The 23,712-nt window shown below is 61.9% G+C and carries 19 protein-coding genes and 1 tRNA gene; 10 read left to right on the top strand and 10 right to left on the bottom strand.

The window, feature by feature from the left end:
• Positions 1-19: 19 nt before the first annotated feature.
• The gene (locus tag D1159_RS05135; RefSeq protein ID WP_161844612.1) at positions 20-2,149 is read left to right on the top strand and encodes a PTS transporter subunit IIABC; all 2,130 of its coding nucleotides are present in this window, start codon (positions 20-22) and stop codon (positions 2,147-2,149) included.
• A gap of 17 nt (positions 2,150-2,166) precedes the next feature.
• Positions 2,167-2,427 (top strand): HPr family phosphocarrier protein, encoded by a 261-nt coding sequence (locus D1159_RS05130; RefSeq protein ID WP_161844611.1) that lies wholly within the window; start codon positions 2,167-2,169, stop codon positions 2,425-2,427.
• Positions 2,428-2,546: 119 nt separating this feature from the next.
• Here the strand turns inward: D1159_RS05130 and D1159_RS05125 are convergent, their stop codons facing one another.
• Together D1159_RS05125 and D1159_RS05120 are read right to left on the bottom strand one after the other, a co-directional pair.
• A complete protein-coding gene (locus D1159_RS05125; protein ID WP_161844610.1) occupies positions 2,547-2,753 on the bottom strand; it encodes a carbon storage regulator in 207 nt (68 codons plus the stop codon).
• Between the two features lie 191 nt (positions 2,754-2,944).
• A complete protein-coding gene (locus D1159_RS05120; protein ID WP_161844609.1) occupies positions 2,945-5,971 on the bottom strand; it encodes a hypothetical protein in 3,027 nt (1,008 codons plus the stop codon).
• A gap of 264 nt (positions 5,972-6,235) precedes the next feature.
• On the opposite strand from D1159_RS05120, the gene D1159_RS05115 reads away from it, so the two are divergent.
• From D1159_RS05115 to D1159_RS05090, 6 genes are all read left to right on the top strand, one after another.
• Positions 6,236-7,003 carry an ABC transporter ATP-binding protein gene (locus tag D1159_RS05115; RefSeq protein WP_161844608.1) on the top strand — a complete coding sequence of 256 codons (768 nt, stop codon included), beginning with the start codon at positions 6,236-6,238 and terminating at the stop codon, positions 7,001-7,003.
• The gene (locus D1159_RS05110) at positions 6,993-8,987 is read left to right on the top strand and encodes an FtsX-like permease family protein (protein ID WP_161844607.1); all 1,995 of its coding nucleotides are present in this window, start codon (positions 6,993-6,995) and stop codon (positions 8,985-8,987) included. The genes D1159_RS05115 and D1159_RS05110 overlap by 11 nt, the downstream gene beginning before the upstream one ends.
• Before the next feature lie 136 nt (positions 8,988-9,123).
• Positions 9,124-9,199 (top strand) — tRNA-Ala (locus tag D1159_RS05105).
• Positions 9,200-9,269: 70 nt separating this feature from the next.
• Positions 9,270-10,664, top strand: a complete 1,395-nt coding sequence (asnS, locus tag D1159_RS05100; protein WP_161844606.1) for an asparagine--tRNA ligase — start codon at positions 9,270-9,272, stop codon at positions 10,662-10,664.
• A 219-nt stretch (positions 10,665-10,883) separates the two neighbouring features.
• Positions 10,884-11,516 carry a cyclodeaminase/cyclohydrolase family protein gene (locus tag D1159_RS05095; RefSeq protein WP_161844605.1) on the top strand — a complete coding sequence of 211 codons (633 nt, stop codon included), beginning with the start codon at positions 10,884-10,886 and terminating at the stop codon, positions 11,514-11,516.
• A gap of 23 nt (positions 11,517-11,539) precedes the next feature.
• On the top strand, positions 11,540-12,388 hold the full coding sequence (locus D1159_RS05090) for a bifunctional 5,10-methylenetetrahydrofolate dehydrogenase/5,10-methenyltetrahydrofolate cyclohydrolase (RefSeq protein WP_161844604.1): 849 nt from the start codon (positions 11,540-11,542) through the stop codon (positions 12,386-12,388).
• Positions 12,389-12,585: 197 nt separating this feature from the next.
• Here the strand turns inward: D1159_RS05090 and D1159_RS05085 are convergent, their stop codons facing one another.
• Both D1159_RS05085 and D1159_RS05080 read right to left on the bottom strand, forming a co-directional pair.
• Positions 12,586-14,691 carry a HAMP domain-containing sensor histidine kinase gene (locus tag D1159_RS05085; RefSeq protein ID WP_243152119.1) on the bottom strand — a complete coding sequence of 702 codons (2,106 nt, stop codon included), beginning with the start codon at positions 14,689-14,691 and terminating at the stop codon, positions 12,586-12,588.
• A gap of 25 nt (positions 14,692-14,716) precedes the next feature.
• Positions 14,717-15,415 (bottom strand): response regulator transcription factor, encoded by a 699-nt coding sequence (locus tag D1159_RS05080; RefSeq protein WP_161844603.1) that lies wholly within the window; start codon positions 15,413-15,415, stop codon positions 14,717-14,719.
• 185 nt (positions 15,416-15,600) lie between these two features.
• On the opposite strand from D1159_RS05080, the gene D1159_RS05075 reads away from it, so the two are divergent.
• Positions 15,601-16,857, top strand: a complete 1,257-nt coding sequence (locus D1159_RS05075; protein ID WP_161844602.1) for a serpin family protein — start codon at positions 15,601-15,603, stop codon at positions 16,855-16,857.
• Positions 16,858-17,080: 223 nt separating this feature from the next.
• Positions 17,081-18,055: a hypothetical protein gene (locus D1159_RS05070; protein ID WP_161844601.1), complete on the top strand. Its 975-nt coding sequence runs from the start codon at positions 17,081-17,083 to the stop codon at positions 18,053-18,055.
• Between the two features lie 76 nt (positions 18,056-18,131).
• On the opposite strand, the gene D1159_RS05065 is transcribed toward D1159_RS05070, so the two are convergent.
• From D1159_RS05065 to D1159_RS05040, 6 genes are all read right to left on the bottom strand, one after another.
• On the bottom strand, positions 18,132-18,443 hold the full coding sequence (locus D1159_RS05065) for a (2Fe-2S)-binding protein (RefSeq protein WP_161844600.1): 312 nt from the start codon (positions 18,441-18,443) through the stop codon (positions 18,132-18,134).
• Positions 18,436-19,518, bottom strand: a complete 1,083-nt coding sequence (locus D1159_RS05060; RefSeq protein ID WP_161844599.1) for an FAD-dependent oxidoreductase — start codon at positions 19,516-19,518, stop codon at positions 18,436-18,438. The genes D1159_RS05065 and D1159_RS05060 overlap by 8 nt, the downstream gene beginning before the upstream one ends.
• Entirely contained in the window at positions 19,505-19,834 is a 330-nt protein-coding gene (locus D1159_RS05055) for a (2Fe-2S)-binding protein (RefSeq protein WP_161844598.1), read from the bottom strand. The genes D1159_RS05060 and D1159_RS05055 overlap by 14 nt, the downstream gene beginning before the upstream one ends.
• A gap of 1 nt (position 19,835) precedes the next feature.
• On the bottom strand, positions 19,836-20,975 hold the full coding sequence (locus D1159_RS05050; protein WP_279280004.1) for an FAD-dependent oxidoreductase: 1,140 nt from the start codon (positions 20,973-20,975) through the stop codon (positions 19,836-19,838).
• Between the two features lie 77 nt (positions 20,976-21,052).
• Positions 21,053-22,126 carry a BMP family protein gene (locus D1159_RS05045; RefSeq protein ID WP_161844596.1) on the bottom strand — a complete coding sequence of 358 codons (1,074 nt, stop codon included), beginning with the start codon at positions 22,124-22,126 and terminating at the stop codon, positions 21,053-21,055.
• A gap of 89 nt (positions 22,127-22,215) precedes the next feature.
• A complete protein-coding gene (locus D1159_RS05040) occupies positions 22,216-23,328 on the bottom strand; it encodes a BMP family protein (protein WP_161844595.1) in 1,113 nt (370 codons plus the stop codon).
• Positions 23,329-23,712: the final 384 nt, after the last annotated feature.

The raw sequence follows: 23,712 nt of genomic DNA, 5'->3' as shown, positions 1-23,712 counted from the left end.
AACAAAGGGAGGAACATTTATGAAGGACAAAATCTTTGGCGTATTGCAGCGGGTGGGCCGCTCGTTCATGCTGCCCATCGCCCTGCTGCCGGTGGCCGGACTGCTGCTGGGCATCGGCAGCTCGTTCACCAACCAGACCATGCTGGAGACCTACGGCCTCACCGGCGTGATTTACGAGGGGGGCATCCTCTACACCGTTCTGGACATCATGAACCAGTGCGGCAGCGCGGTATTTAACAATCTGGCCCTGCTCTTCGCCATGGGCGTGGCCATCGGCATGGCCAAAAAGGAAAAGGAAGTGGCCGCCCTGTCCGGCGCCATCGCCTATCTGGTGATGAATACCGCCATCTCCGCCATGATCACCGCCCGGGGCGGCGTGGAGGCCATGGCCGCCAACACCACCACCTCCACCCTGGGCATCACCACGCTGCAGATGGGCGTGTTCGGCGGCATCATCGTGGGCCTGGGCGTGGCCGCCCTGCACAACCGGTTCTATAAGACCCAGCTGCCCCAGGTTCTCTCCTTCTTCGGCGGCACCCGGTTCGTTCCCATCGTCTGCACCGCCGTCTTCGTGGTGGTAGGCATCGTCATGTTCTTCCTCTGGCCTGTGGTTCAGATGGGCATCGCCGCCCTGGGCGACCTGGTCATCCGCTCGGGATACGCCGGCACCTGGATCTACGGCCTGCTGGAGCGGGCTCTTATCCCCTTCGGCCTGCACCATGTGTTCTATATGCCCTTCTGGCAGACCGCTGTGGGCGGCACTGCTGTCATCGACGGCGTCACCGTCCAGGGGGCCCAGAACATTTTCTTCGCGGAGCTGGCCTCCAAGTCTACCCAGGTCTTCTCCGTAGAGGCCACCCGGTTCATGGCCGGCAAGTTCCCCTTCATGATCTTCGGCCTGCCTGGCGCGGCCTTGGCGATGTACAAGACCGCCAAGCCGGAAAAGCGGAAGGTAGCCGGCGGACTGCTTATCTCCGCCGCCCTCACTGCCATGCTCACCGGTATCACCGAGCCTCTGGAGTTCACCTTCCTCTTTGTGGCTCCCCTGATGTATGCCGTCCACTGTGTCTATGCCGGCCTGTCCTATATGCTGATGCACCTTTTCAACGTAGGGGTAGGCATGACCTTCTCCGGCGGCGTCATTGACCTGACTCTCTTCGGTATTCTTCAGGGCAACGGCAAGACCCACTGGATCTGGATTCCCATTGTGGGCGCGGTATACTTTGTGGTCTACTATTTCACCTTCTACTTTATGATCACCAGGATGAACCTGAAAACCCCCGGCCGGGAGGAGGACGGGGAGGAGACCAAGCTCTTCACCCGTTCCGACTTCAAGGCCAAGACCGGCGTGGGCCCGGACGGCTCCACTCCGGCGGCCGGCGGCTCCGACCCTGTCTCCGCCCTAATTCTCAAGGGCCTTGGGGGCAAGGGCAACCTGTCCGACGTGGACTGCTGCGCCACCCGGCTGCGCATTACGGTTCTTGACCCGGACAAGGTCTCTGACACGCTGCTGAAGCAGTCCGGCGCCTCCGGCGTCATCCACAAGGGCAACGGCGTCCAGGTGGTCTACGGCCCCCAGGTGGCGGTGATTAAGTCCAATCTAGAGGACTTTATGGACTCCCCTGCCTCCGACCGGCTGGACAGCACAGCCCTCCCCACAGCCGCTCCCGCCGCCAAGCCCGCACAGCACAAGACCGGCGCGGTCCTCGCCGCCCACATGGATGGCACTGTGATCCCCATGGCCGAGGTACAGGACGACGCTTTTTCCGCCTGCATCCTGGGGCAGGGCGCGGCCATTGAGCCCGCCGAGGGCAAGCTGTACGCCCCCGCCGATGCCGAGGTTGACAACCTCTTCGACACCCATCACGCCATCGGCCTGGTCACTCCCGGCGGGGTGGAGATTCTCCTCCACATCGGCATCAACACCGTGGAGCTGGGCGGCAAGCACTTTACCGCCCATGTACAGGCTGGCCAGAAGGTGAAGCAGGGGGACCTGCTCATCTCCTTCGACCTGGACGCCATCAAGGCCGCGGGCTACCTGTGTACCACCCCCATGATCATCTGCAACACCGACGAATACCAGAGCGTCGCCCCCACAGCCCGGGGCAGGATCCAGGCCGGCGCTCCTCTGCTGGAGATAAAGGGATAATAGAAAGGAAGATTGTTATGAAGCAGTTCACCTACACCATCACCGACCCTGTGGGAGTCCATGCCCGGCCGGCAGGCCTGCTGGTCAAGGCCGCCAAGGGGCTGGACAGCACTGTCACCGTGTCCAAGTCCGACGGAAAATCCGCCGCCGCCACCAAGCTGATGGCCCTCATGGGCCTGGGCATCAAGTCCGGCGAAACCGTCACCATCACCGTGGAGGGCGGCAGCGAGGATGCCAATGCCGCCGCAGTCCAGCAGTTTTTCGCGGAAAATCTGTAAAACAGATCAGAACAGCGGGGATGGGCGTTGACCCATCCCCGCTGTCATGTCAATTTTAGCTCCTATCCGCGCCCGTTGCGCCCAACGGAGAGGGCGTCCTGCCCTTTAGCAGGCAGCCTCTAGCTTCTCTCGGTTTTATTCCGCAGCTTCTGAATGGCGGCGGGAACGCTTCCGGTACGCGCTTCATGCACTTTGCCCCGGCGTATGTCCAAGCTCCGCGGCGCGTCAATGGCCAGGCGGAACAGCTCCCCGGTTTTTACCACCTGTACCACGATATCGTCGCCAATTGTAATATAATCGCCCTCCCGAACAGTCAGTGCCAGCATAATGCGCATCCCCCCACCGGGTATTACCTCCCTGCCGCAATCATTCTTCCTACTACTCTACCGAAGAGACTATCGGCACAAAGCCAGCAGAAAATAAGAGGCAGCCGCAAACTTTTATCCACCGGACCGCCCCTCCGGCGGTCCGGCAGAAGACCTGATAAGCCGGCGTTTCGCGGTTGTGGATACAGGGTCTAAATCCGGTGAAAGCCGTCCTCCGGAATGGTCACGTCGATGGAGGGGACAGGGGCGCTGCTCTTGTCCCGCTCCGCCGCCACCGCCGCCGCAAGCTGGACGATCCTAGGCCGGAGGATGTGGTGGGACACATAGGTGGGGCAGGCGTCTATCCCCGCCTTCAGCTGTTCCAGCTGCGTCAGCACCTGGGAGAAAATCTCCCCCTGGCGGTTCCGGTCGCTGAGACTGCCGGTCCGGTTGATCTCCTCCAACAGGGTCAGCAGCTCCCGCAGGCGGGCCGAGCCGGTGGGGCTCATCCACAGCTCCCAGCTCTCGTCCCCCAGGGCGGACAGCCGCTCCCGCTGGGCGAGCCCGCCCACCGGACGGCGGATGCAGGCGTCCAGCAGCTCCTCCAGCCTGCGATGGACCCCCTTGACCCGGTTGGCGGCAAGGCGGAGCTCTGTCAGAAAGCCGATGTCCGTGGGACCTGCGTCAGTAATGCCCAGGCGGTGGAAATGGCTGCGGACGGCCTTATAATGTTCACAGCGGAAAAGGGTCTTTTCCACCTCCCGGCCCAGCTCCCCCCGGTACTGGAGGACGTTGGTGAGCTGGAGCATGCCCAAGGCAAAGACCCCCTCCTCCCGGAGGATGTACTCCAGCCGCTGGAGGATGGACAACCCCTCCTGGACGGAAGCGCCGTTTTCCTTCACTCTGGCCTCTAGCTCCTCTCCAGGCCAGAAGTAGGAGCCCAGATATCCCCCAAAGGCCCAGCCGAAGGCCGGACTGTTCCGGCTGAGCACGGACAAAGCCTCCAGGTAGAGGAAGCGGGTTCCGTCTGTCCGTCCGGCGGCGGCCAGCGCGCCGCCCTGGAGGAACAGGCCCTGTCCAACCAGGCGCTGTATCTGCCCGCGGCCCAGACCCAGGACCTCTAGGGCGGGGCCGCTGTCCGGATGGCGCTCCTGGACCTGGGACACGAGTTTGGCTGCGGCCAGCAGCGCCTCCGCCCGATCTGCCGCCTCCTGAGCCGCCGCCTGGGCAGACAGGGCGTCCACAGCCCTTTTGGCCTCCTCCAGCGTGCCCTCAAACCGCCCTTCCTTGACACAGCCGTCCTGGACCAGCTTCTCCAGGTCCACTTCCTCCAGCCGCGCCTGGATATAGCCGCTCAGGGGGCGCTGATCCACGCCCTCCTCTCCCGCTTCTCCGCCGAAGAGCATGGGCTGCTCCCCGGCCGGCGGCGCCTCAGAGGCCTTCTCTGAAACACCGCTGTCCAGGGTGGAAGAAACCGCTTCTGACGGCTGCTTCTCCGCCGGGGCGGGAGATTCACCGGCGGACTCCGCCGGGGCGCTCTCGCCCTCTGCCGCCGGGGCGGGCGCCTCCGTCGCCGGATGCAGCGGTCCGGTCCAGGGGGCCAGCGCCTCGTAATTCAGCGCCGGATAGGGGTCCTCCCCCTCCTCCGGCAGGCGGATCTCCTCCTGGGGCGCCTCGTCCGCCGGAGCCTGTTCAGCCTGCCACCGCTCCGCCTCCTCCTGGCTCACGTAGCGGCGCTGGATCCACCGCTGCCGGTCCTCCTCGGGAAAGGGCTCCAGAGCGGCCACCTGCTTGGCCACCGGCTTTCCCCCGCGGCTTAGGTCCGCAGCAAAGGTCACCTTGAACTCCATGTTCTCCGGCACCTCAAACAGCTCATCCAGATAGGCACGGAGGAAGGGATCCGTCACGGCGCTCTGATAGAAGCCATAGCCTGTCCCCCCGCTGCGGATGACGCCCCAGGTGTTGTGCTGGCTGTAGAACTCAATATACCCCTCCAAGGTCTCCCGGCCATGCTCCTCCCGGCAGCGGGCCAGGCGCTTTCTGGCCTCTGCCCGGCCCCGGTCCGTCAGCTCAATGGCATCCGCGCTGCGGCCCTTCCGGCCCACGCCGTCGACATAGCGCACCTCCAGCCCCCGCCACTGGCCGAAGTACAGCGCCTGCCGCAGGTCGATATCCTCCTCCAGCACCTGGCGTACATAGAAATAGCAGTCCCCGCCGTCCTCCTCCCGGAGGAAGCCGAAGCAGTTGGTGTTATAGGTCTTCACGCTGCCGGTGCGCCAGCGGCTCTGATCCGGATTTTCCGAAATCTGAGGCGGCGCAGGTTCCATCTGGAACCCTTCCGCCCGCCACCCATCCGGCAGGCTGTCCACAATTCCAGGCAGGTTTTCCGCCGAATAGAGCGCCTCTGGACGGGCCCAGCGGATAGGGAACCCGCCCCGGCGGGCCAGATAGACCGCGCAGTCGATGAGACAGTGCAGCCGGTCCTCCTCCGGCGCGGCCTCCCGGCGCAGGCAGGTCCACAGGGCGGAGGCGTCTTTTTTCGCCGCCGCCAGGTCGCCGTACTGCCGGATAAGGGCCCCCTCCCACAGCCGGTTTTCCAAGATATACCGGTTCAGATAGCCCTCTGCCTCCTGGGGGCGGCCCCCCCACTGGGCAGCGTAGGCTGCGGCCCGGAACTCCCCGGCGCTGGCAAAGTGATCCTCCGCCCCGGCGAAATCCCCCCGGAGCAGGCAGATGCCTCCCAGCACCCGGCGAAACAGGGCTGTCTCCTCCGGATAGAGCTGAATGCTGTTGAGTGTACGCGCCGTAATATCCCTTATTTTATCCTGACCCCCGGACTGTTGCCGGCTGGCAAAGCGCAGGGCGTCTAAAATACCTTCTACCGCCCGTTGAACGCCGCGGTTTCCGCTGGAGCGGGCCGAGCGCCGGATGCCGTCCCAATCCGCCGCCGCCTCTGGGGTAGGCGCCTGGCTTTGGGCGATTCCGGCGGCGATCTCCTCCTCCTGACCGGAGGCGGACTGTTTCGCCGGCGGGGCCGGCTCTTCCTGGGCCTCCTCTACAATGTCATAGGAATAAATGCTTTCCAATTCAATCCGGGGCCGGCCGGATCCGGTGTCAATTTGGATTAGGTTGGGTGTCAGGCGTAAAATTCTCCCCGCTGCCTGGAGACTCTGCCCATAGATCAGCGCTACCTGATCTCCCTCTTTCAATTCTTCTAAAATCGCTTCTTTCAGAGACATACTGTCCCCTCCTTATCTAAATAAATGCGGGACAAAACCCGGTTTTCAAAAATCCAAAAACTTCCTTCTTTTCCATTTTGGCTCTCATCCCCGCTAAAACATCCCCTTTTATTATACAGCGTGTAAAAATAAGACGCAAGTAAAACCCTTCACAATCCGTATTTTCTGCCGGCAACCTTACAAAACTGTCACCCAACTGTAAGGAAGTTCGATGGCGCGCCGCCCCTCTTTCGGTTACAATAGGGCCATAAGGAGGAAACGGATATGGAACCGATTTTATCTGCCACCAATCTTCAAAAGTACTACGGCGGCCGGGGCAACGTCACCCGTGCCATCGATGACATCAGCCTTACCGTCTACCCCGGGGAGTTCGTGGGCATTATGGGCGCGTCCGGCAGCGGAAAGACCACTTTGCTCAACTGTATCTCTACCATTGACACCGCCACCAGCGGCCGCATTGTCATTGATGGAATGGACGTCACCCGGCTGCGCAGCCGGCAGCTGGCCCAGTTCCGGCGGGAACGGCTGGGCTTTGTCTTTCAGGACTGCAACCTGCTGGACACGCTCACCGCCTTTGAGAATATCGCCCTGGCCCTGACCATCCTCAAGCGCCCCGCCGGGGAGATTGAGGCCAAGGTCCTGGAGACCGCCCGGCTGCTGGAGATCACCGACTGCCTGAAAAAGTACCCCTATCAGATGTCCGGCGGCCAGTGCCAGCGCACTGCCGCCGCCCGGGCTATCATTACCCAACCCGCCCTTGTCCTAGCCGACGAGCCCACTGGCGCTCTGGACTCCAAATCCGCCCGGCTGCTGCTGGACCGGTTCGAGGACCTGAATCTGGGGCGGCAGACCACCATCCTTATGGTGACGCACGACGCCTTTACCGCCAGCTACTGCCACCGCATCCTCTTCATCAAGGACGGCCGGCCCTTCACCGAGCTGGTCCGGGGAGACGACAGCCGGAGGGACTTTTTCGCCAAAATCATCCAAGTGGTAACCCTTTTGGGAGGTGACAGCGGCGATGTTCTTTAAGCTGGCCCGAAAAAACGTTATCCGAAGCGTGAAGGACTACACTTTGTACTTCCTTACGCTCCTCTTCGGCGTGTGCGTATTCTACATTTTCAATTCCCTAGAGACCCAGTGGGTCATGGAATCTCTGGCCGCCTACGGCGGGCCCAACAAGTATCTGGTGGACTCCATTCTCCAGCTCATCGACGTGGTGTCCGTCTTCGTATCCTTTATTCTGGCCTTTTTGATCCTCTATGCCAACACCTTTATGCTCCGCCGCCGCAAGCGGGAGCTGGGCACCTACATGCTCCTGGGTATGGAGCAGGGGAAGATCGCCGCCCTCCTCTTTCTGGAGACCCTTTTTATCGGCGTGCTGGCCCTGGGGGCGGGACTGGCGCTGGGGGTGGTGCTGGCTCAGTTCCTCTCCGCCTTTACCGCCAGCCTCTTTGAGGTGACGGTGGAGGAGTTCCACTTTGTCTTCTCCTGGAAGGGCGTGTTCAAAACACTGCTCTACTTCGGCGTCATCTTCCTGGTCGTGATGCTCTTCAACTCCTTCTCCGTGGCCCGGCAGCGGCTGATCCGCCTGCTCCAGGCCAACCGGCACAATCAAAGCCTGAAGCTGCGCGCCCTCCCCGCGGCGGTGGTGATGTTCGCGGCAAGCGTCATACTGCTGGCCACCGCCTACCGGATGCTGCTCACCCGGGGGCTGCTTCAAATCGACTCCGGCTTCTGGCTGATGCTGGCGCTGGGCACCCTGGGTACGCTGCTCTTCTTCCGCTCCCTGTCCGGCTTTCTGCTGCAAATCTGCCAGAGCAGCAAAAAGCTCTACTACAGCGGCATGAATATGTTCATCCTGCGGCAGTTCAACTCCAATATCAACACCAACTACCTGTCCATGACGGTGGTCTGCCTTATGCTGCTGCTGGCCATCGGCATCACCGGCTGCGCGGTGGGCATGAACAACACCATCGCCGGCAGCGTCGCCAAGGACTCCCCCTTCGACATCTCCATCAAACTTTACCTCGACGAACCCTGTGAGACGGACTTCGCCTCTCTTTTAACACGAAAGGGCTTTGACGCGGAGAAAAACCTCCCCCAGCGGGTCCAGATCAACCTCCTGCGGATCAACTGCAAGCCGGTGACGGTGGAATACGAAGGCCACCCCGCCTCCTTCGAGCTCTTCGGCGCCATTGCCCAGAGCGACTTCAACACCATCATGGCCCTCCAGGGCAAGGAGGGGGTCGACCTTGCCGGGGACCGCTACGGCGTGCTCAGCGGCTCCCGCGACGACCCCTGCGCCCAGCTTCAGGTCCAGCAGCCCCCCCTTGTCATCGACGGCATCTCCTATCAGGCCGACCCCGCCTCCTTCCGCGACGACATGCTCTACACCTGCAGCAGCACCTACAACACCCTGGTCATTCTCCCTGACGCCGCCGCGGCCGGCCGCAAGGTGGACTCCATCCTCTTTGTGGGCAATTATCCCCCCGGCAGCGACAAGGAGACCTTGGACGCAGCCTTTCATTCTGTCTCTTTCTCCCATGAGGATCTGGTGGGGGAAGACTACGAGGGGGGCTACGGCTACATGATTGACAGCCGGCTGGACATCTATTGGTCCCAGATGGGCACCAAAATGCTCTTCCTCTTCATCGGGCTCTATCTGGGCATCATCTTTTTGGTGACCTCTGCGGCGGTGCTGGCCCTCCAGCTCCTGTCCCAGGCGGCGGACAACTGCGTGCGCTATCAGGTCCTCTCCCGGCTGGGCGCAGAGGAAAAAATGCGGGGCCGCTCGGTGGATATCCAGGTCTTCCTCTACTTCTTCCTTCCTCTGTCCCTGGCCGTGGTCCACTCCATTGTGGGAATGCGGGCCGCCAACGACGTCATCTCCCAGATCGGCCGGCTGGACGCTGCGGCCAGCAGCACCGTCACCGCCCTGTTTATTCTGCTGGTCTACGGCGCCTACTTCCTGGCCACCTGCTGGGGCAGCCGCCGCATCCTCCGGGAGCGCTGACCGCTTCCCCCGCCGGGGCCAGGGAATGCGCAGAAAATATTTTGCGCTGCTTTTCTTCAAAAAAGGCTTGACAAGCTGACGCTGTCCCGCTATAATGACATTCGTTCGGTACGGAGCCCTGTGCTGAATCGGATATGGGGGTATAGCTCAGCTGGGAGAGCGCTTGAATGGCATTCAAGAGGTCAGCGGTTCGATCCCGCTTATCTCCACCATAAAAAGAAGGCTTCAAATCGTTAAGATTTGAAGCCTTCTTTCCATACCTTAGAAACGGAGCTGAACACTATGAAACGTACCACGATTGCGCAGATCTTCGCGGATCAGGGGGCGCTGGACGGACAGACCGTCACGGTCTGCGGCTGGGCCCGCACCATCCGGGACATGAAGACCTTTGGCTTTCTGGAGCTGAACGACGGCTCCTGCTTCCGAAATCTCCAGGTGGTCTTTGCCGACGGCCAGGTGGACAATTTTAAGGAGACCGCCAAGGCAAACGTGGGTACTTCGTTCCAGGTCACTGGGACTGTGGTCCTCACGCCCCAGGCCAAGCAGCCCCTGGAGCTCAAGGCGCAGTCCATCCGGATTGAGGGGGCCTCCAGCCCCGACTATCCCCTGCAAAAAAAGCGCCACAGCGTAGAGTACCTGCGCACCATCGCCCACCTGCGGCCCCGGACCAACCTGTTTTCCGCGGCCTTCCGGGTGCGCAGCGTGGCCGCCCACGCCATTCACTGCTTCTTCCAGGACCGGGGCTTTGTCTATGTCCACACCCCCATCATCACCGCCTCCGACTGCGAGGGCGCCGGCGAGATGTTCCAGGTCACTACCTTGGATCTGGCCAATCCCCCCCGCATCCAGGACGGCGCTGTTGATTTCAGCCATGATTTCTTCGGCCGACGGGCCAACCTGACGGTTTCCGGCCAGCTCAACGCGGAAAACTTCGCCATGGCATTCGGCGACGTGTACACCTTCGGCCCCACGTTCCGGGCGGAGAACTCCAACACCACCCGCCACGCCGCCGAGTTCTGGATGATCGAGCCGGAGATGGCCTTCTGCGATCTGGCCGGAGACATGGATGTGGCCGAGGCCATGATCAAGCACATCATCCGCACGGTAATGGACAAGTGCCCCGACGAAATGGCCTTTTTCAACTCCTTCGTAGACAAGGGCCTGCTCCAGCGGCTGGAGCACGTGGCCTCCTCCGACTTTGTGCGGGTGAGCTACACCGATGCGGTGGAGCTGCTGGCCAGGAACAATGACAAATTTGACTATAAGGTATCGTGGGGTGCCGACCTTCAGACCGAGCACGAGCGCTTCCTCACCGAGCAGGTCTTCCAGAAGCCGGTCTTCGTCACCGACTACCCCAAGGAGATCAAAGCCTTCTATATGCGCCTCAACGACGACGGAAAGACCGTGGCCGCCGCCGACTGCCTGGTCCCCGGCATCGGCGAGATCATCGGCGGCTCCCAGCGCGAGGAGCGGCTGGATCTGCTGGAGGGGCGCATCAAGGAGCTGGGCATGGACCCTAAGGACTACTGGTGGTATCTGGATTTGCGGCGCTACGGCTCCTGCAAGCACGCCGGCTTCGGCCTGGGCTTTGAGCGCATGGTCATGTACCTCACCGGCATCTCCAACATCCGGGATGTTCTCCCCCACCCCCGCACCGTTGGCAGCGCGGATTTCTAAAAAACAGCAAACCGCTGAGGCAGATTTTCTGTCCCAGCGGTTTTATTTTATTGAAAAATCGCATAATCTGCCGGCATTTATATTGCATTATTCCCCATCCCTCCATCTTTTTTCCTGTTTTGACCCATCGGATCTTGCATTTTCTAAACTGGTCAGTTATGATAGGGTTTAGAACCTGTGTACACAACCATCCTTTGAAAAATAGAACGGAGGGTTATTATGGATCTCTCAGCACAGACCTGTACCGAATTTCTTGACACGCTGGCCTCCAAGGCCCCGGTGCCCGGCGGCGGCGGGGCCAGCGCTCTGGTGGGCGCCATCGGGATCGCCCTGGGCAATATGGTGGGTAATCTCACTGTGGGCAAGAAAAAATACGCCGATGTAGAGGCCGACGTTATCGCCCTGGATGAGAAAGCCGCCGCCCTGCGCCAGCGCCTTGTGGATCTGGTGGCCGCAGACGCCGCGGCCTTTGAGCCCCTGTCCAGGGCCTATGGCCTGCCCAAGGATACCGAGGAGCAGAAGGCTCATAAGGCCCAGGTCATGGCCCAGGCGCTGGACGCCGCCTGCGCCGTCCCCTTGGATATCATGCGCGCGGCGTGCGAAGCGATTGACCTTCACAGTGATTACGCCCGTATGGGCTCCGCCATCGCCATTTCCGATGTGGGCGTAGGGGCAGTATGCTGCAAGGCAGCCCTTCAGGGGGCCAGCCTTAACGTCTTCATCAACACCAAGTCCATGGCCGACCGGGACAAAGCCGCACAGCTGGAGCGCCAGGCCAACGCCATGCTGGATCGGTACTGCCCCCTGGCCGACGCCATTTTTGCCAACGTGGCCGCCCGGTTCCACGGATAATAAAGGAAGAGGTGACATTTAGTATGGCTACCATTCTGTCTGGCAAAGAGGTTGCCGCCGCCCTGAACGACAGCCTTGTCCAGCGGACCCGCAAGCTGACGGAGCAGGGCGTTACCCCCACCTTGGCCATTGTACGAGTAGGCACTCGGGAGGACGATCTCAGCTATGAACGGGGCGCCATGAAGCGCTGTGAGAAGATAGGCGTGGCGGTGCGCCACTTCGTGCTGGATGCGGGTACCACCCAGGGGGAGCTGCTCAACGTGATCGACCAGATCAACCGGGACACCGGCATCCACGGCTGTCTGCTCTTCCGCCCCCTCCCCAAACACATCGATGACGAGACCGTCCGCCGGGCCCTAGCCCCCGCCAAGGACGTGGACGGCATTACCGACGGTTCTCTGGCCGGGGTCTTCGCCGGCACCAAGCAGGGCTTCCCCCCCTGCACCGCCCAGGCCTGTATGGAGATTCTGGCCCACTACGGCTATGATCTCACCGGAAAAAAGGTCACAGTCGTCGGCCGCAGCCTTGTGGTCGGCAAGCCGGTGGCCATGCTCCTGTTGCAAAAGCACGCCACCGTCACCATCTGCCACACCCGCACCGCCGATATGCCCGCCGTCTGCCGGGAGGCGGAGGTGCTGGTGGTGGCCGCCGGAAGGGCCGGCGTGGTGGACGGCTCCTTCGTCTCCCCCGGCCAGGTGGTGGTTGACGTAGGCATCAATGTAGATGAAAACGGCAAGCTCAAAGGCGACGTGGCCTTTGACCAGGCCGAAGCAGTCGTGGACGCCATCACGCCTGTCCCCGGCGGCGTGGGCTCCGTCACCACCTGTGTGCTGGTGGGCCACGTGGTAGAGGCCGCAGAGCGCAGTTTTTAGAACTTATTGAAGTTCTGAAGACTGGTTTGCCTGGACGTGAACGGTCCAGGCCGCCCTCTCCTGCCCCTTCGGGGCAATTCACCTTGGGGGAATTCTGACGGTTCCCTTTCACACCATCCCTCCAAAGCCTTCAAATTTTGCGTTTTTTGATATCCTAAACGAAGAGGCATACTCTACCTGAGTATGCCTCTTCGTTTTCATATTTCCGCCGCCGGAAGGGCCGGAGGCTCCGCTGGACAGGCGGGCATGGCCACTGCCGCTTTGAACAAATCCCCGTCGATGGACAGGCGGAAGGTCCCATGCTGGAGCTCCGTCAGGCTGCGGGCGATGGACAGGCCCAGACCCGAGCCCTCGGTGGTGCGTGAGGCCTCCCCACGGACAAAGCGCTCCATCAGCTGTTCCGGCGGAATATTCAGGGGATTTTGAGAGATATTTTTCACCGCCAGCACCACCATCTCCCCGTCCCGCTCCAGGTCCAGGTAGACCCGGGTACCAGGCAGGGCGTACTTGCAGCAGTTGCCCAGCAAATTGTCAATCACCCGCCACAGGTGCCGCCCGTCCGCCAGCACGGCGGTGGAGCTGTCCGCCCCGCCGATGACTGCCGTCAGCCCCGCCTGTTGGAACTTCTCCTCGTACTCCCCCATGGCCTGGCGGAGAAGCTGGCCGAATTCCAGCCGCGCCAGATTCACCGGCAGGCTGCCGGAGGAGGCCTTGGACGCCTCCACCAAGTCCTCGGTGAGCTTTTTCAGCCGCTGGGACTTCCGTTCCAGCACCTCCAAATATTCCTTGGCCTTGGGATTTTGGATGTCCTCCTTTTTCATCAGATCCACATAGTTGATGATGGAAGTCAGAGGGGTTTTTAAGTCGTGGGACACATTGGTGATGAGCTCCGTCTTGAAGCGCTCGCTCTTCAGGCGCCCCTCTACCGCGTTTGTGATGGCCTGGCCCAGGTCGTTGAGCTGCTCGGCATGAGTACGCAAGTCCCAGAACATCCCCCGCGTGTCAATCTTCACCTCCGGGCCGCCCCCCACAATCTGGGCTGTGGCGGCACGAATGGCGCTCCACTGCCGCACCCAGCGGCACACCGCCCACAGCACCGCGCCCTGATAGATGGGGATGAGCACCACGGTGAAGGAGGTGACAAAGGTGCCGGTCAAATAGAGGGCAAAGGCCCATACCGCCCGCCGGGTGACAGGCCAGTGCCGCGCCGTCCGCGCTGCCCAGCCCGTCACCGCCGCCCACAGCCGCCAGCACAGCGTATTTTTCAGCAGCATACGGCTGCGTACCCGGGCTGCCAGCGTCAGGCACAAAGCCAGAACCAGTCCTGCCCCCGCCACCGACAGGGTCCCCAGGCCCACCACCAGGCGCACCCCGCCGCTGCCCCCGTTCAGATAAAAGAGAATGGGGTCCCCCGCTGACCGCAGTACGGAGAAAGCCACCGCCTGAAGCATAAGATAACACTCCAGGGGAATGCGGTCCTGCCCCCGAAGGCTGGCTGTCCCATCCGGTTCCGCGCCTGCCCCGCTGCACAGCCAGATCAGCAGCACCGCGGCCCCGGTCAGGGCAGCCACTGCCACCGCCAGCAGCGGCGTAAGCCAGCCCTGAATCTCCTCATACGCCTCCTTGGCGGTTTGAAATTCGTCCGCCGCCGTCAGCGGCCTGACCACGCCGGACTCCAGCACCACCCCCGCCCGGTGGCCCCGGATATCCAACTCCGGATCATAGCTCCATGCCATGTTGCTGAAGTTGTAGGTGTAGCCGTACTGGGCGTACTCCGCCGCCGCCTCATCGCTGGGCTGGTACTCTACCGGGCCGGCCTCCGTCTGAACCCGAAGGATACGGTACCTCTCCTCCCGCTCCAGCCAGTAGATTTTGTCCTGGTCTGACAGGGGATTCCAGCTATGGTAGTAGCTGCCGCTGAGCCGATCCGCCGTGCGCTCCAGCTCCCCCGCCGCCGCGTTGCTCCACAGCACATTTCCCGCCTCGTCCAGCACACGGAAGCGGAGATTGGTCCGCTCCCGGTCCAGGGAGGCCTCGATCTCCTCCAGCCGGTTCTGGGTTAGGTAGTCCAGAGGCCGTCCCCACTCCTTCTCCAGCCGCAGCTCGATCCCATCCTGGAGCAGCCCCACCTTCTCCCAATGGACCGACTGGATGCTGCCGCTCTCGTAGAAGCCGCCCCCAGACCACAGATCGTCCCACCGCCCCACGACTACAGCACCGGACCAGAAGGCCGCCACCGCGCACACAATGCACAGCGCCATGGCCAATCCCCGCAGGACCGGACGCCCTGTCAGCCGCCCCATAGCGTCACCTCATTTCTTCTGTCTGTCAGACTTTTTCCATCTTATAACCCAGTCCCCATACTACCTTGATATAGCGGGGATTGGCCGGGTCAATCTCAATCTTCTCTCTTAAATGCCGGATATGGACCGCCACGGTATTCTCCGAACCCAAAGAAGGGTCGTTCCACACCTGCTCATAGATCTGCCCCGTGGAAAACACCCGGCCCAGGTGCTTCATCAACAGCAGCAGAATGTTGTACTCCAGCGGGGTGAGAGAGACTGCCTCTCCGTCCACGGTTACTGTTTTGGCGGCGTCATCTATGGCAATGCCGCCATTGCTCAGCCGCGTATTGGACCCCTCCGCCTTTTTCCGCCCTCCCAGGGTGGTATAACGCCGCAGCTGGCTTTTCACCCGGGCAATCACCTCAATGGGGTTGAACGGCTTGGTAATGTAGTCGTCCGCGCCGATGTTCAGGCCCAGAATTTTGTCGCTGTCCTCGCTCTTGGCGGTGAGGAGAATGATGGGGATGTTCGTGGTCTCCCGCAGCTTGGCCGTGGCCCGAATACCGTCCAGTCCCGGCATCATCACGTCCATCAGAATCAGATGGACATCCCGCTCCGCCGCCAGCTTCACCGCCTCCAGCCCGTCGTAGGCCGCGACTGTGCCGTATCCCTCGCTGGTCAGGTAGATCTCCAGGGCGGAGACAATGTCCCGGTCGTCGTCACAGATTAAAATATTGTACATGTCAGCTTCCCTCTCTGTCGTTGTACTCAGATTACCCGCCAAAGTTTAAGTCCGGCAGCGGGTTTCTTTTAAGAATTCTTTAAATTGCCCTGCGGCGCCGGGAACATTTTACAACACACGCCGTCTAAAAAGCAATCGGAAAGAAGTTCATCGGTCTGCTGAAACGCAAAAAGGAGGATATTATCATGAAAAGAACGTCTCTGCTCCCTCTGCTTCTGGCGCTGGCCCTGCCCTTGACCGGCTGCGGCGCTGCCGCCGGGGCCAAGGCCCTCCAGCCCAAGGCCTCCCTCCCGGCGGTGACGGCGGCGCAGGATCCGGATCTGGACCGTACCGCCGCCGGTTTCGGCCTGGACCTCCTCCGCCGCGCCCGCTCGGCGGGGAAGCCGGGGGAAAACACCTGCGTCTCCCCCCTGTCCGTGCTGCTGGCCCTGTCCATGACGGCCAACGGCGCCGCCGGGGACACGTTGACCCAGTTTGACGGCCTTCTGGCCGGGGGCGCCGGACTGGACGCCCTCAACGCCAACTGTGCCTCTCTGCTGGCGGACTACGCCGCGCTGGAGGGGGACACCAAGCTCACCATCGCCGACAGCCTGTGGATCGACCCCCGGCTGACGGCGGAGGATTCCTTCCTCAGCCGGTGTACTGACACCTATCAGACCGGCGTGTTTGAGGCCGACTTCACCAAATCCGGCACGGTGGGCCAGATCAACCAGTGGATTGAGACCCACACCGGCGGCTATATCAAGGACGCCATTGGGCCCCTGGACACCAACACAGTGATGGCCCTGGTAAACGCCGTCTACTTTGAGGGGAAGTGGGTCAGCTCCTTTGACCCGGCGATCACCTCCAAAGATCGGGACTTTTACCTGGCCGACGGCTCCACCGGCAAGGTGGATCTGATGCGCAACGGCACCCAGACAGAGCGCTACCTGGAAAACAGCCAGGCTGAGGGGGTTTTGCTCCCCTATCAGGACGGCCGTCTGGCCTTCCTGGCCCTGCTCCCCAAGGAGGGCAGCGATCTGGACGCCTGTCTGGCCGGCCTGGACGGCCAGACGTTGGAGGCCCTTCTGGCTGGCGGGACAGATACCGAGGTATCCCTGGCCCTCCCCCGGTTTGAGCTGGACTACAAGACCAAGTTAGGCAGCACCCTTCAGGCTATGGGTCTGGAGGATGCCTTCAACCCAGACGCCGCGGACTTCTCCGCCATGGGCACGGTGGAGACCCCGCCCCTCTATCTCAGCCAGGTCCTCCACGGCACCTATTTCCGGGTGGATGAGGAGGGCACCACCGCCGCCGCCTATACCGCCGCCGTTATGGCCTGCGGCGCCGCCGCCCCTGTCAGCGAGCCCAAGGTCCTCACCTTTGACCGGCCCTTCGTCTTTGCCATTGTGGACACCCAGCGGGCCCTCCCCCTCTTCCTGGGCACCTTCGAGGCGCCATAATGCTTTTTCTTTCAGAAAAGCATCAAAAAGGACGTTTCTTCTGATCCCAATCCCCTTGCTCCTCGCATTTTTCGACGCGCTGACGCCTCCGGCTGAACAGACAGCCGGAGGCGTTTCAGTCTGTTGAAAAAAGTTGGAAACCGATGCAGTCAGCATCTTGTCGTTCCTCTCCCTGTCATGTAGAATAAATTTATTATATTTTGACGAAAAGAGGAATGCGTACATGAAAAAACTTGTTTCCCTCTTCCTGGCCGCTGCCATGTGCCTCTCCCTGGCTGGCTGCGGGGGAGCGGCGGCCAAAAAGCCCTGTCTGGTGGAAAGCAAGGGACTCTTCCTGCTGGAGCCCGGCGACTCCCTGGACCTGTCTGAGGAATCCGGACTGAGCGATCAGCAGGCATACCTCATTCACGTCTACGACCTGATGCCGGACGAGAAGCAGAACGCGTCCGTCCCCTCTAATAACAGCCTCTATACCATCAAGCTGAACGGCAGCAACGAGTATGAGAGCCTGCGTACCTATGAGAGCGACCGGCAGAGCCTGAACAGCTTTTTCCTCACCTGCGGCTATGCCAATCCCACGAAGCTGGGGGAGATTTTGGCCGGGGGGGATCCCATCCGGGCCATGTCCGTCTTCCGGGTTAATAAAAACGATCTGAAGGACGGGGAGACCACCGCTGTCTTTTCCATTCAGGGCAGTGATGTCTATGACTGCGAGCTCTCCCTCACCCAGGCGGATATTCAGACCATCCCCCTGTTTGACGAGGTACTCCGCCTTGAGGACGACTATACTGCCCGGCAGGCTGCCGGCTCCCTCTACGCCCGGGCCAAAACCTTTAAGAGCCTTACAACTTACTATGATATGTGGGTAAAAAATCCGGATAATTACGATATCTCTCTGGTTATGTCCCTTCTGCCCACTACCATGACTTTAGGGATGTCCTGCGGCCTGGACGGCGGCGGCAACCAGGTTCTTGACACCAGCCTGCCTGCCTTTGACGCCGAAGCCGCCAAGCGGGGCTGCCCCGATTTGGCCGGCGGGATTGACACGCTCGCCTCCATCGGGGATGAGTGGCTGGACGCCATGAAGGTCTTTTCCGAGGCCGGTACTATGGAGACCTTCAACGAGATCGACCGGGTGAAAACTCAGGCCGCCTCCGCCGCGGATGAGATTATCTCCTATTTCGAGGCCAGGAAGTAACCGCATCACAAACAGCGCCGCCGCAGAGAGCACTCTGCGGCGGCGCTGTTTTTTATGTATGTATGGCTTTTGAGGGTCAGTTCTCCCCGTTTTCCAGGCTCCCGTCCTCCAAGTCCCCGTCTGCGGTCTCGGCCAGCAGCTTGAGGGAGATAGGCGCGATTGGCATTCGGATGCTGCCGGGGAGAAGCTGGTCCACCGGCATTCCGGCATAAACGCTCAGCATCCGGGCCACCAGCCGGCGGCAGGTGCGGCCCTGGCAGAAGCCCATCCCCGCCCGGGTGTGCTTTTTAATGGCCTCCAGGGAGGTATCCCCCGCCTGGATGGCGGCGACGATCTCCTCTCTGGTCACCTCTTCACAGCGGCAGACGATTTCCCTATCCTCAGACATGGCTCCACACCTCCTCCTTAGCCCGGCGGCGCTTCTCCCCAAAGGGGCCCTGGCGCAGGCTGTCCAGACGGGCCTGAATGGCCTGCCCTTTGGCCTCATATTCCCCCCGGGAGAGGCGGCTGAGCCGGTACGCCGCCCCCAGGCCGGCCATGCGGCCCTCGTCCAGAGCGGTGCTGGCCTCCTCGATTCCGGCCAGATCCCCGGCCACGTAGACCCCGGGCCGGCTGCTCTCCATCCCGGCGCCGTGGCGGGGGAGCATTCCCCCCAGAGGGCCGGACCACACCAAAGCGCATCCCGCCGCCGCGGCCAGCTCCACCCGGGGGGTGAGCCCCACCGCCAGACAGAGGGTATCGCAGATCATTTCCCACTGTGTACCGGGAATGGGTTCAAAGCTCCCATCCACCTGGGCAATCTCCACTCCCTCCACGCCTTGGGCCCCCAGAGCGCGGGTGACGGTGTGGCCCAGCAGGATGGGTACACCCGCCCGGCGGACCTTCCCGGCGTGGACGGCGTAGCCGGACAGAGCGGGGGCGGCCTCCAAAATGGCTTCCACCCTTACCCCGGCCTGGAGGAGCTGATAGGTCACAATCAGCCCCACATTTCCCGACCCCACCACCACAATCCGCTCCCCGGGGCGCACATGGTGGAGGTTTACCATAGTCTGGGCCGCGCCGGCGGTCATCACCCCTGGGAGGGTACACCCGGGGAAGGACAGGCTGTTTTCTGACGCGCCGGTGGCCAGCACCACGGTCCGTCCCCGGTACCGGACGCTCTGCGTCCCGTTGGCGGCGGTGACGCTCCCGTCGGGAAAGACGCCCCATGCCTTCCAGCCCAGGTGTACCTCCACCCCGGCCTCCTCCGCCTCTTTCAGCAGCATTTCCCCAATGGCGAACCCCCGCATTCCGGCGTGGTGCTCCTGGGAGCCGAAAAACTTATGGATCTGCTTAAACAGCTGCCCTCCGGGGCGGTCATTCTCGTCCAGCAGAAGAACCGACGCCCCAGTCCGGCCCGCCTCAATGGCAGCCCCCAGGCCCGCCGGACCGGCCCCCACCACAATCACGTCATAGGTCTTCATGGCGCTCCTCCCCAGGGGCCCCATTCCCCTCCTGGGTGCGCACCACCATGCCGTCCCGAACCCGGGTCACACAGGTACGCACGTTGGGCCGGCCGTCCACCTCCATCACACAGTCCGTACACTGGCCGATGCCGCAAAACAGGCCCCGCGGCTCATGAAAGCGGCTGGTGTGGCGGAAGACCCGGATGCCGTTGGCCAGCAGAGCGGCGGCGACGGTGTCCCCCTCCCTCGCCTGAATCTGCCGGCCGTCCACTGTGAGGCAGACAGCAGCGCGTTCCTCTATGGCCAGGATGGGGTGTTCTTGAATACGGCGCATGTTATCCCTCCTCTGCAATTTGGACCATCCGGTCCGGGCGGAAGGACGCTCCCTCCCAGACATCTCCCTGATCCAGCGCCGCCACTGCCCGGCGGGCCACCGCCGGGGCTATGGAAAAAGCTCCCTTGAAGCCGCTGAGTACAAAGAGATTCCCAAAGGCCTTTGTAAAGCCGAACAGGGGCTGTCCATCCAGGGTATAGGGGGTCACGCAGGCCCAGGCACGGATAATCTCCACATCTCCCAGGGTGGGGAAGTGGTCCAAAAAGGTCTTTGCTGTCAGACATAGACCTGGCAGCGTGACGGCCCGGCTGTCCAGAGGGGCCGTTTCCGTGGCCTGGGCGATGAGAATGCTGCCGTGGGCGGTCTGAATGCCCCCCAGGCCCACATGACGCCGCTGGGCCATATCCCGGCGGGCCAAAAAGAGCTCCCCGCCCACAATGGGGCCGTTGATGCAGGGGGGGACTGGCTGGGACACAAAGGCAGTGCCCCGGTGGAAGCGCAGGGGCAGATCCAGTCCCAGTCCCTCCCCCAGGAGACGGCTCCAGGCGCCGGCGGCGCAGATCACCACGCCGGCGCGGAAGTCCCCCTGATCCGTGCGGACCGCGGTGATGGCGTCCCCCGCCGTCTCAAACCCGGTGACGGCGGTGTGCAGGCGGAAGTCCACCCCCGCCTCTTCGGCCAGCTTGGCGTAGTGCAGGGTGGTTTTCAGGGGATTTACCTTGCCCTCGTTAGGGCAGTAGAGCACGCCATAGATCTTTGTGTGGTCCAGGCAGGGCTCCACCCGGCGGACGTCCGGCCCCACGATGATCTCGGCGGGCTCCCCCAGGGCCCGCAGAGCGTCCATCACAGGCAGAGCGCCTAAATACTGCCCCTCGTTCTGGAGCACCACCACCCCGCCGGAGGGGGCGTACTCCAGGGCCTGCGCCATACGGGAGAATTCGTCAAAGGTCTCCCGGGCGGCGGCGTAGTGCCAGGGCTCGGTGCGGTCAAACAGGGACAGCTGTCCCAGATTGGACCCCGACGCCCCTTGGGCAAGCTCCCCCTTCTCCAGCACCGTCACCGGATGGCCGGCCAGACGCAGATAGTAGGCGGCTGTAACCGACAAAATGCCGCCTCCTACTATCAGTACACTGCTTTTCATGAAAAATCATCCCTTCACCGGTGATGAAAACAGGGGACAGCGCCTCTTTCTGCGCCGTCCCCTGCTGGGTCATGCGATTATTTGTAGGAAGCCAGCAGCTCCTTGGCGGCGTCCTGCTCGTACTCGTTGGGCACGTCGATCTTGCCGGACTTGATGTCCTCATAAGTCTGATCCACGGCGGCCTGCACGTCGGCGGGGAGCGCCACGTCTGGGTTCCAGTCCACGGTAACACAGCCATTGGCAATGGTCAGGAACATGTAGTCCGCCTCGACGGTGCCGTCCATGATGGCGCTGGTGGCGTTGTCATAGCCCACGTTATAGTCGCCGATGATGTTGCCCAGCACCTTGCCGGGGGCCATGTCAAAGAAGTTGCCCAGGCAGCCGAAGGTGTAGACGTCGCTGCTCTCGGTGACGGCTTTCATGGCGCCGGCCTGGCCCTCGTTGGCATTGGACAGGATCATGTCCGCGCCGCTGTTGATCTGGCTCATGGTGGTCTCATAGCACTCGTTGGAGTCGGGAGAGCTGAGCACCGCCTCCTGAATCTTGATGCTTGGGTTCACGCTCTTGGCCCCCAAGGCGAAGCCCATGGTGGTCTTGGTGTAGGCGGGGTAGTCGCCGCCCAGGGTGTAGGCGATGTTGCCGGTCTTAGTCATCATGCCGGCCGCCACGCCCAGGACATAGGTCCCTTCCTCCGCACACATGACCACGGGGAACAGGTTGTCCCGAATCTCGGTGCCGCCGAAGGTGACAAACCAAGTGTCGGGGTAATCCTCACAGATCTCGGCGAAGGGGGCGGAGCACTGGCCGCCGTGTCCGAAGACGATCTTGTAGCCCTCAGCCGCCATGGTTTCAGCCTCGGCCTTAATCACGTCGGCGGTGCCGGCCTCAACGGTGGACACGGAGTAGCCGTACTTGCTGGCCAGGTTCTTGCCGGCCTCGGCGCCCTGCTGGGAGAAGCCGCCGTCAGTGGGGGAGCCGGGGATGAGAATGCCGATCTTCACGTCGGAGGCGTTGTCCCCGCCGCCCTGGGGGGCGCTGCTCTGCTCCGGGGCAGAGCTGGGAGCGGAGCTGGGCTGAGAACCGCTGCCGGAGCAGCCGGCGGCGCCCAGGAGCAGGGCGCCGGAGAGGATCAGGGGGATCAGCTTTTTCATGTTCATTCCTCCAAATGTTTGATTTTTAGCAACCGGTTTCGGTTTACTACGAAAGAAAGCGGGGCATGGGCCGTCCCCCTGCCTGACCCTTAGATGGGCTCGTTGGGATCCAGCTCGTACTCGTTGGGCACATCGATCTTACCGGATCGGATGTCCTCCAAGGCCTGCCCGGCAGCGTCAATGACCTCCTGGGGCAGTGTGCCCTTCAAATTCTCGTTCCAGGTGAAGCCCACGCAGCCGGTGGCGATGGTCTGCATCATAATCTCCCCGGGGGCGTTTCCGCTGAGGATGGCCTCCACCGCCTGGATGTATCCCACAGAGTAGTCACACACCATGTTGGCCACCACCCGGTCGGGGGAGGTGCTGCTGAAATCTCCCAAGCAGCCCAGGATGTACACGTCCTGGCTGTCCTCCGCCGCCTTGATGCTGCCCAGCTGCCCCTCGTTGCAGTTGCCGAAGACGAAGTCGGCCCCCTGGTTAATCTGGTTCATGGTGGTCTCGTAGCACTCGTTGGCGTTGGTGGAGCTGAGCACAGCGCCCAGGGTCTTAATCTCCGGGTTGACGCTCCGGGCCCCCAGCTTGAGGGCGTTGGTATATTTCACATAGGAGGGGAAATCGCCCCCCAGGGTATAGCTGATGGTGCCGGTCTTGGTCAGCATAGCGGCCACAACACCCAGGACATAGCAGCTCTCCTCCGCGCATACGCACACGGGGAACTGGTTGTCCGTGACCACCTCGCCCCCTAAAGTGACGAACCAGGTGTCCGGGTAATCGGGGCTGACCTCCGCCATGGGCGTGGTACACTGGGCCCCGTGGCCGAAGATAATCTGATAGCCGTCAGCGGCCATATTCTCCGACTCGGACTTAATCTCCTCCGCGGTGGCGGCCTCCACAATGTCCACCTGGTAGCCCAGGTCCTGAAGGGCGTACCCCGCCTCGGCTCCCTGCTGGCAGAAGCCTCCGTCGGTGGGAGAGCCGGGAATCAGGATGCCGATCTTCACTCCAGAGGGATCCACCTCGCTCCCGCCGCCCTGGGGGGCGCTGCTGGCGGGGGGCGTACTCTGCTCAGGCGCTGCGCTCTGTTCCGGCGCGGTACTGGGCTGGGGCACCGCGCTGGGCTGCGCGCCGCTTCCGGAGCTGGAACAGCCGGCGGCGCCCAGGAGCAGTGCGCCGGAGAGGACCAATGACATCAGTTTCTTCATTTTCTTTGCCTCCAAACATTGAACTCGCAGAAAATGGTCCGAACGCTGGTCTGTTTCCATCCCCCGGAAAGCGCACATAGTAACACAAACTAAATGGTTTTTACACTCTTTGTCTTATAGTCCCATTATAGTTTTTCCCATTCAAAATGTCAATTTCTTTTGGGATTTTTAAAAAAATTCGTGCATCTTATCCAGGTGCAGAATCTTGCTTCAGAAATTCAGGCCTTTTTCCCATACTTCAATGCCCTTTTTTCCTATTTTTCCGCCGTTGCTTGTATATAGTACTACTAAATTTGTACATAGTACTACCAACTATCCCTCCCACAACCGGAAGAATTTTGGAAGCCAGGGCCCGAATTTATACAAATATCGGGCGGGCGCAGG

Source organism: Pseudoflavonifractor sp. 524-17 (genome assembly GCF_009935845.1).
GTDB lineage: Bacteria > Bacillota > Clostridia > Oscillospirales > Oscillospiraceae > Pseudoflavonifractor_A.
This window is presented reverse-complemented; position numbering and strand designations above follow the sequence as displayed.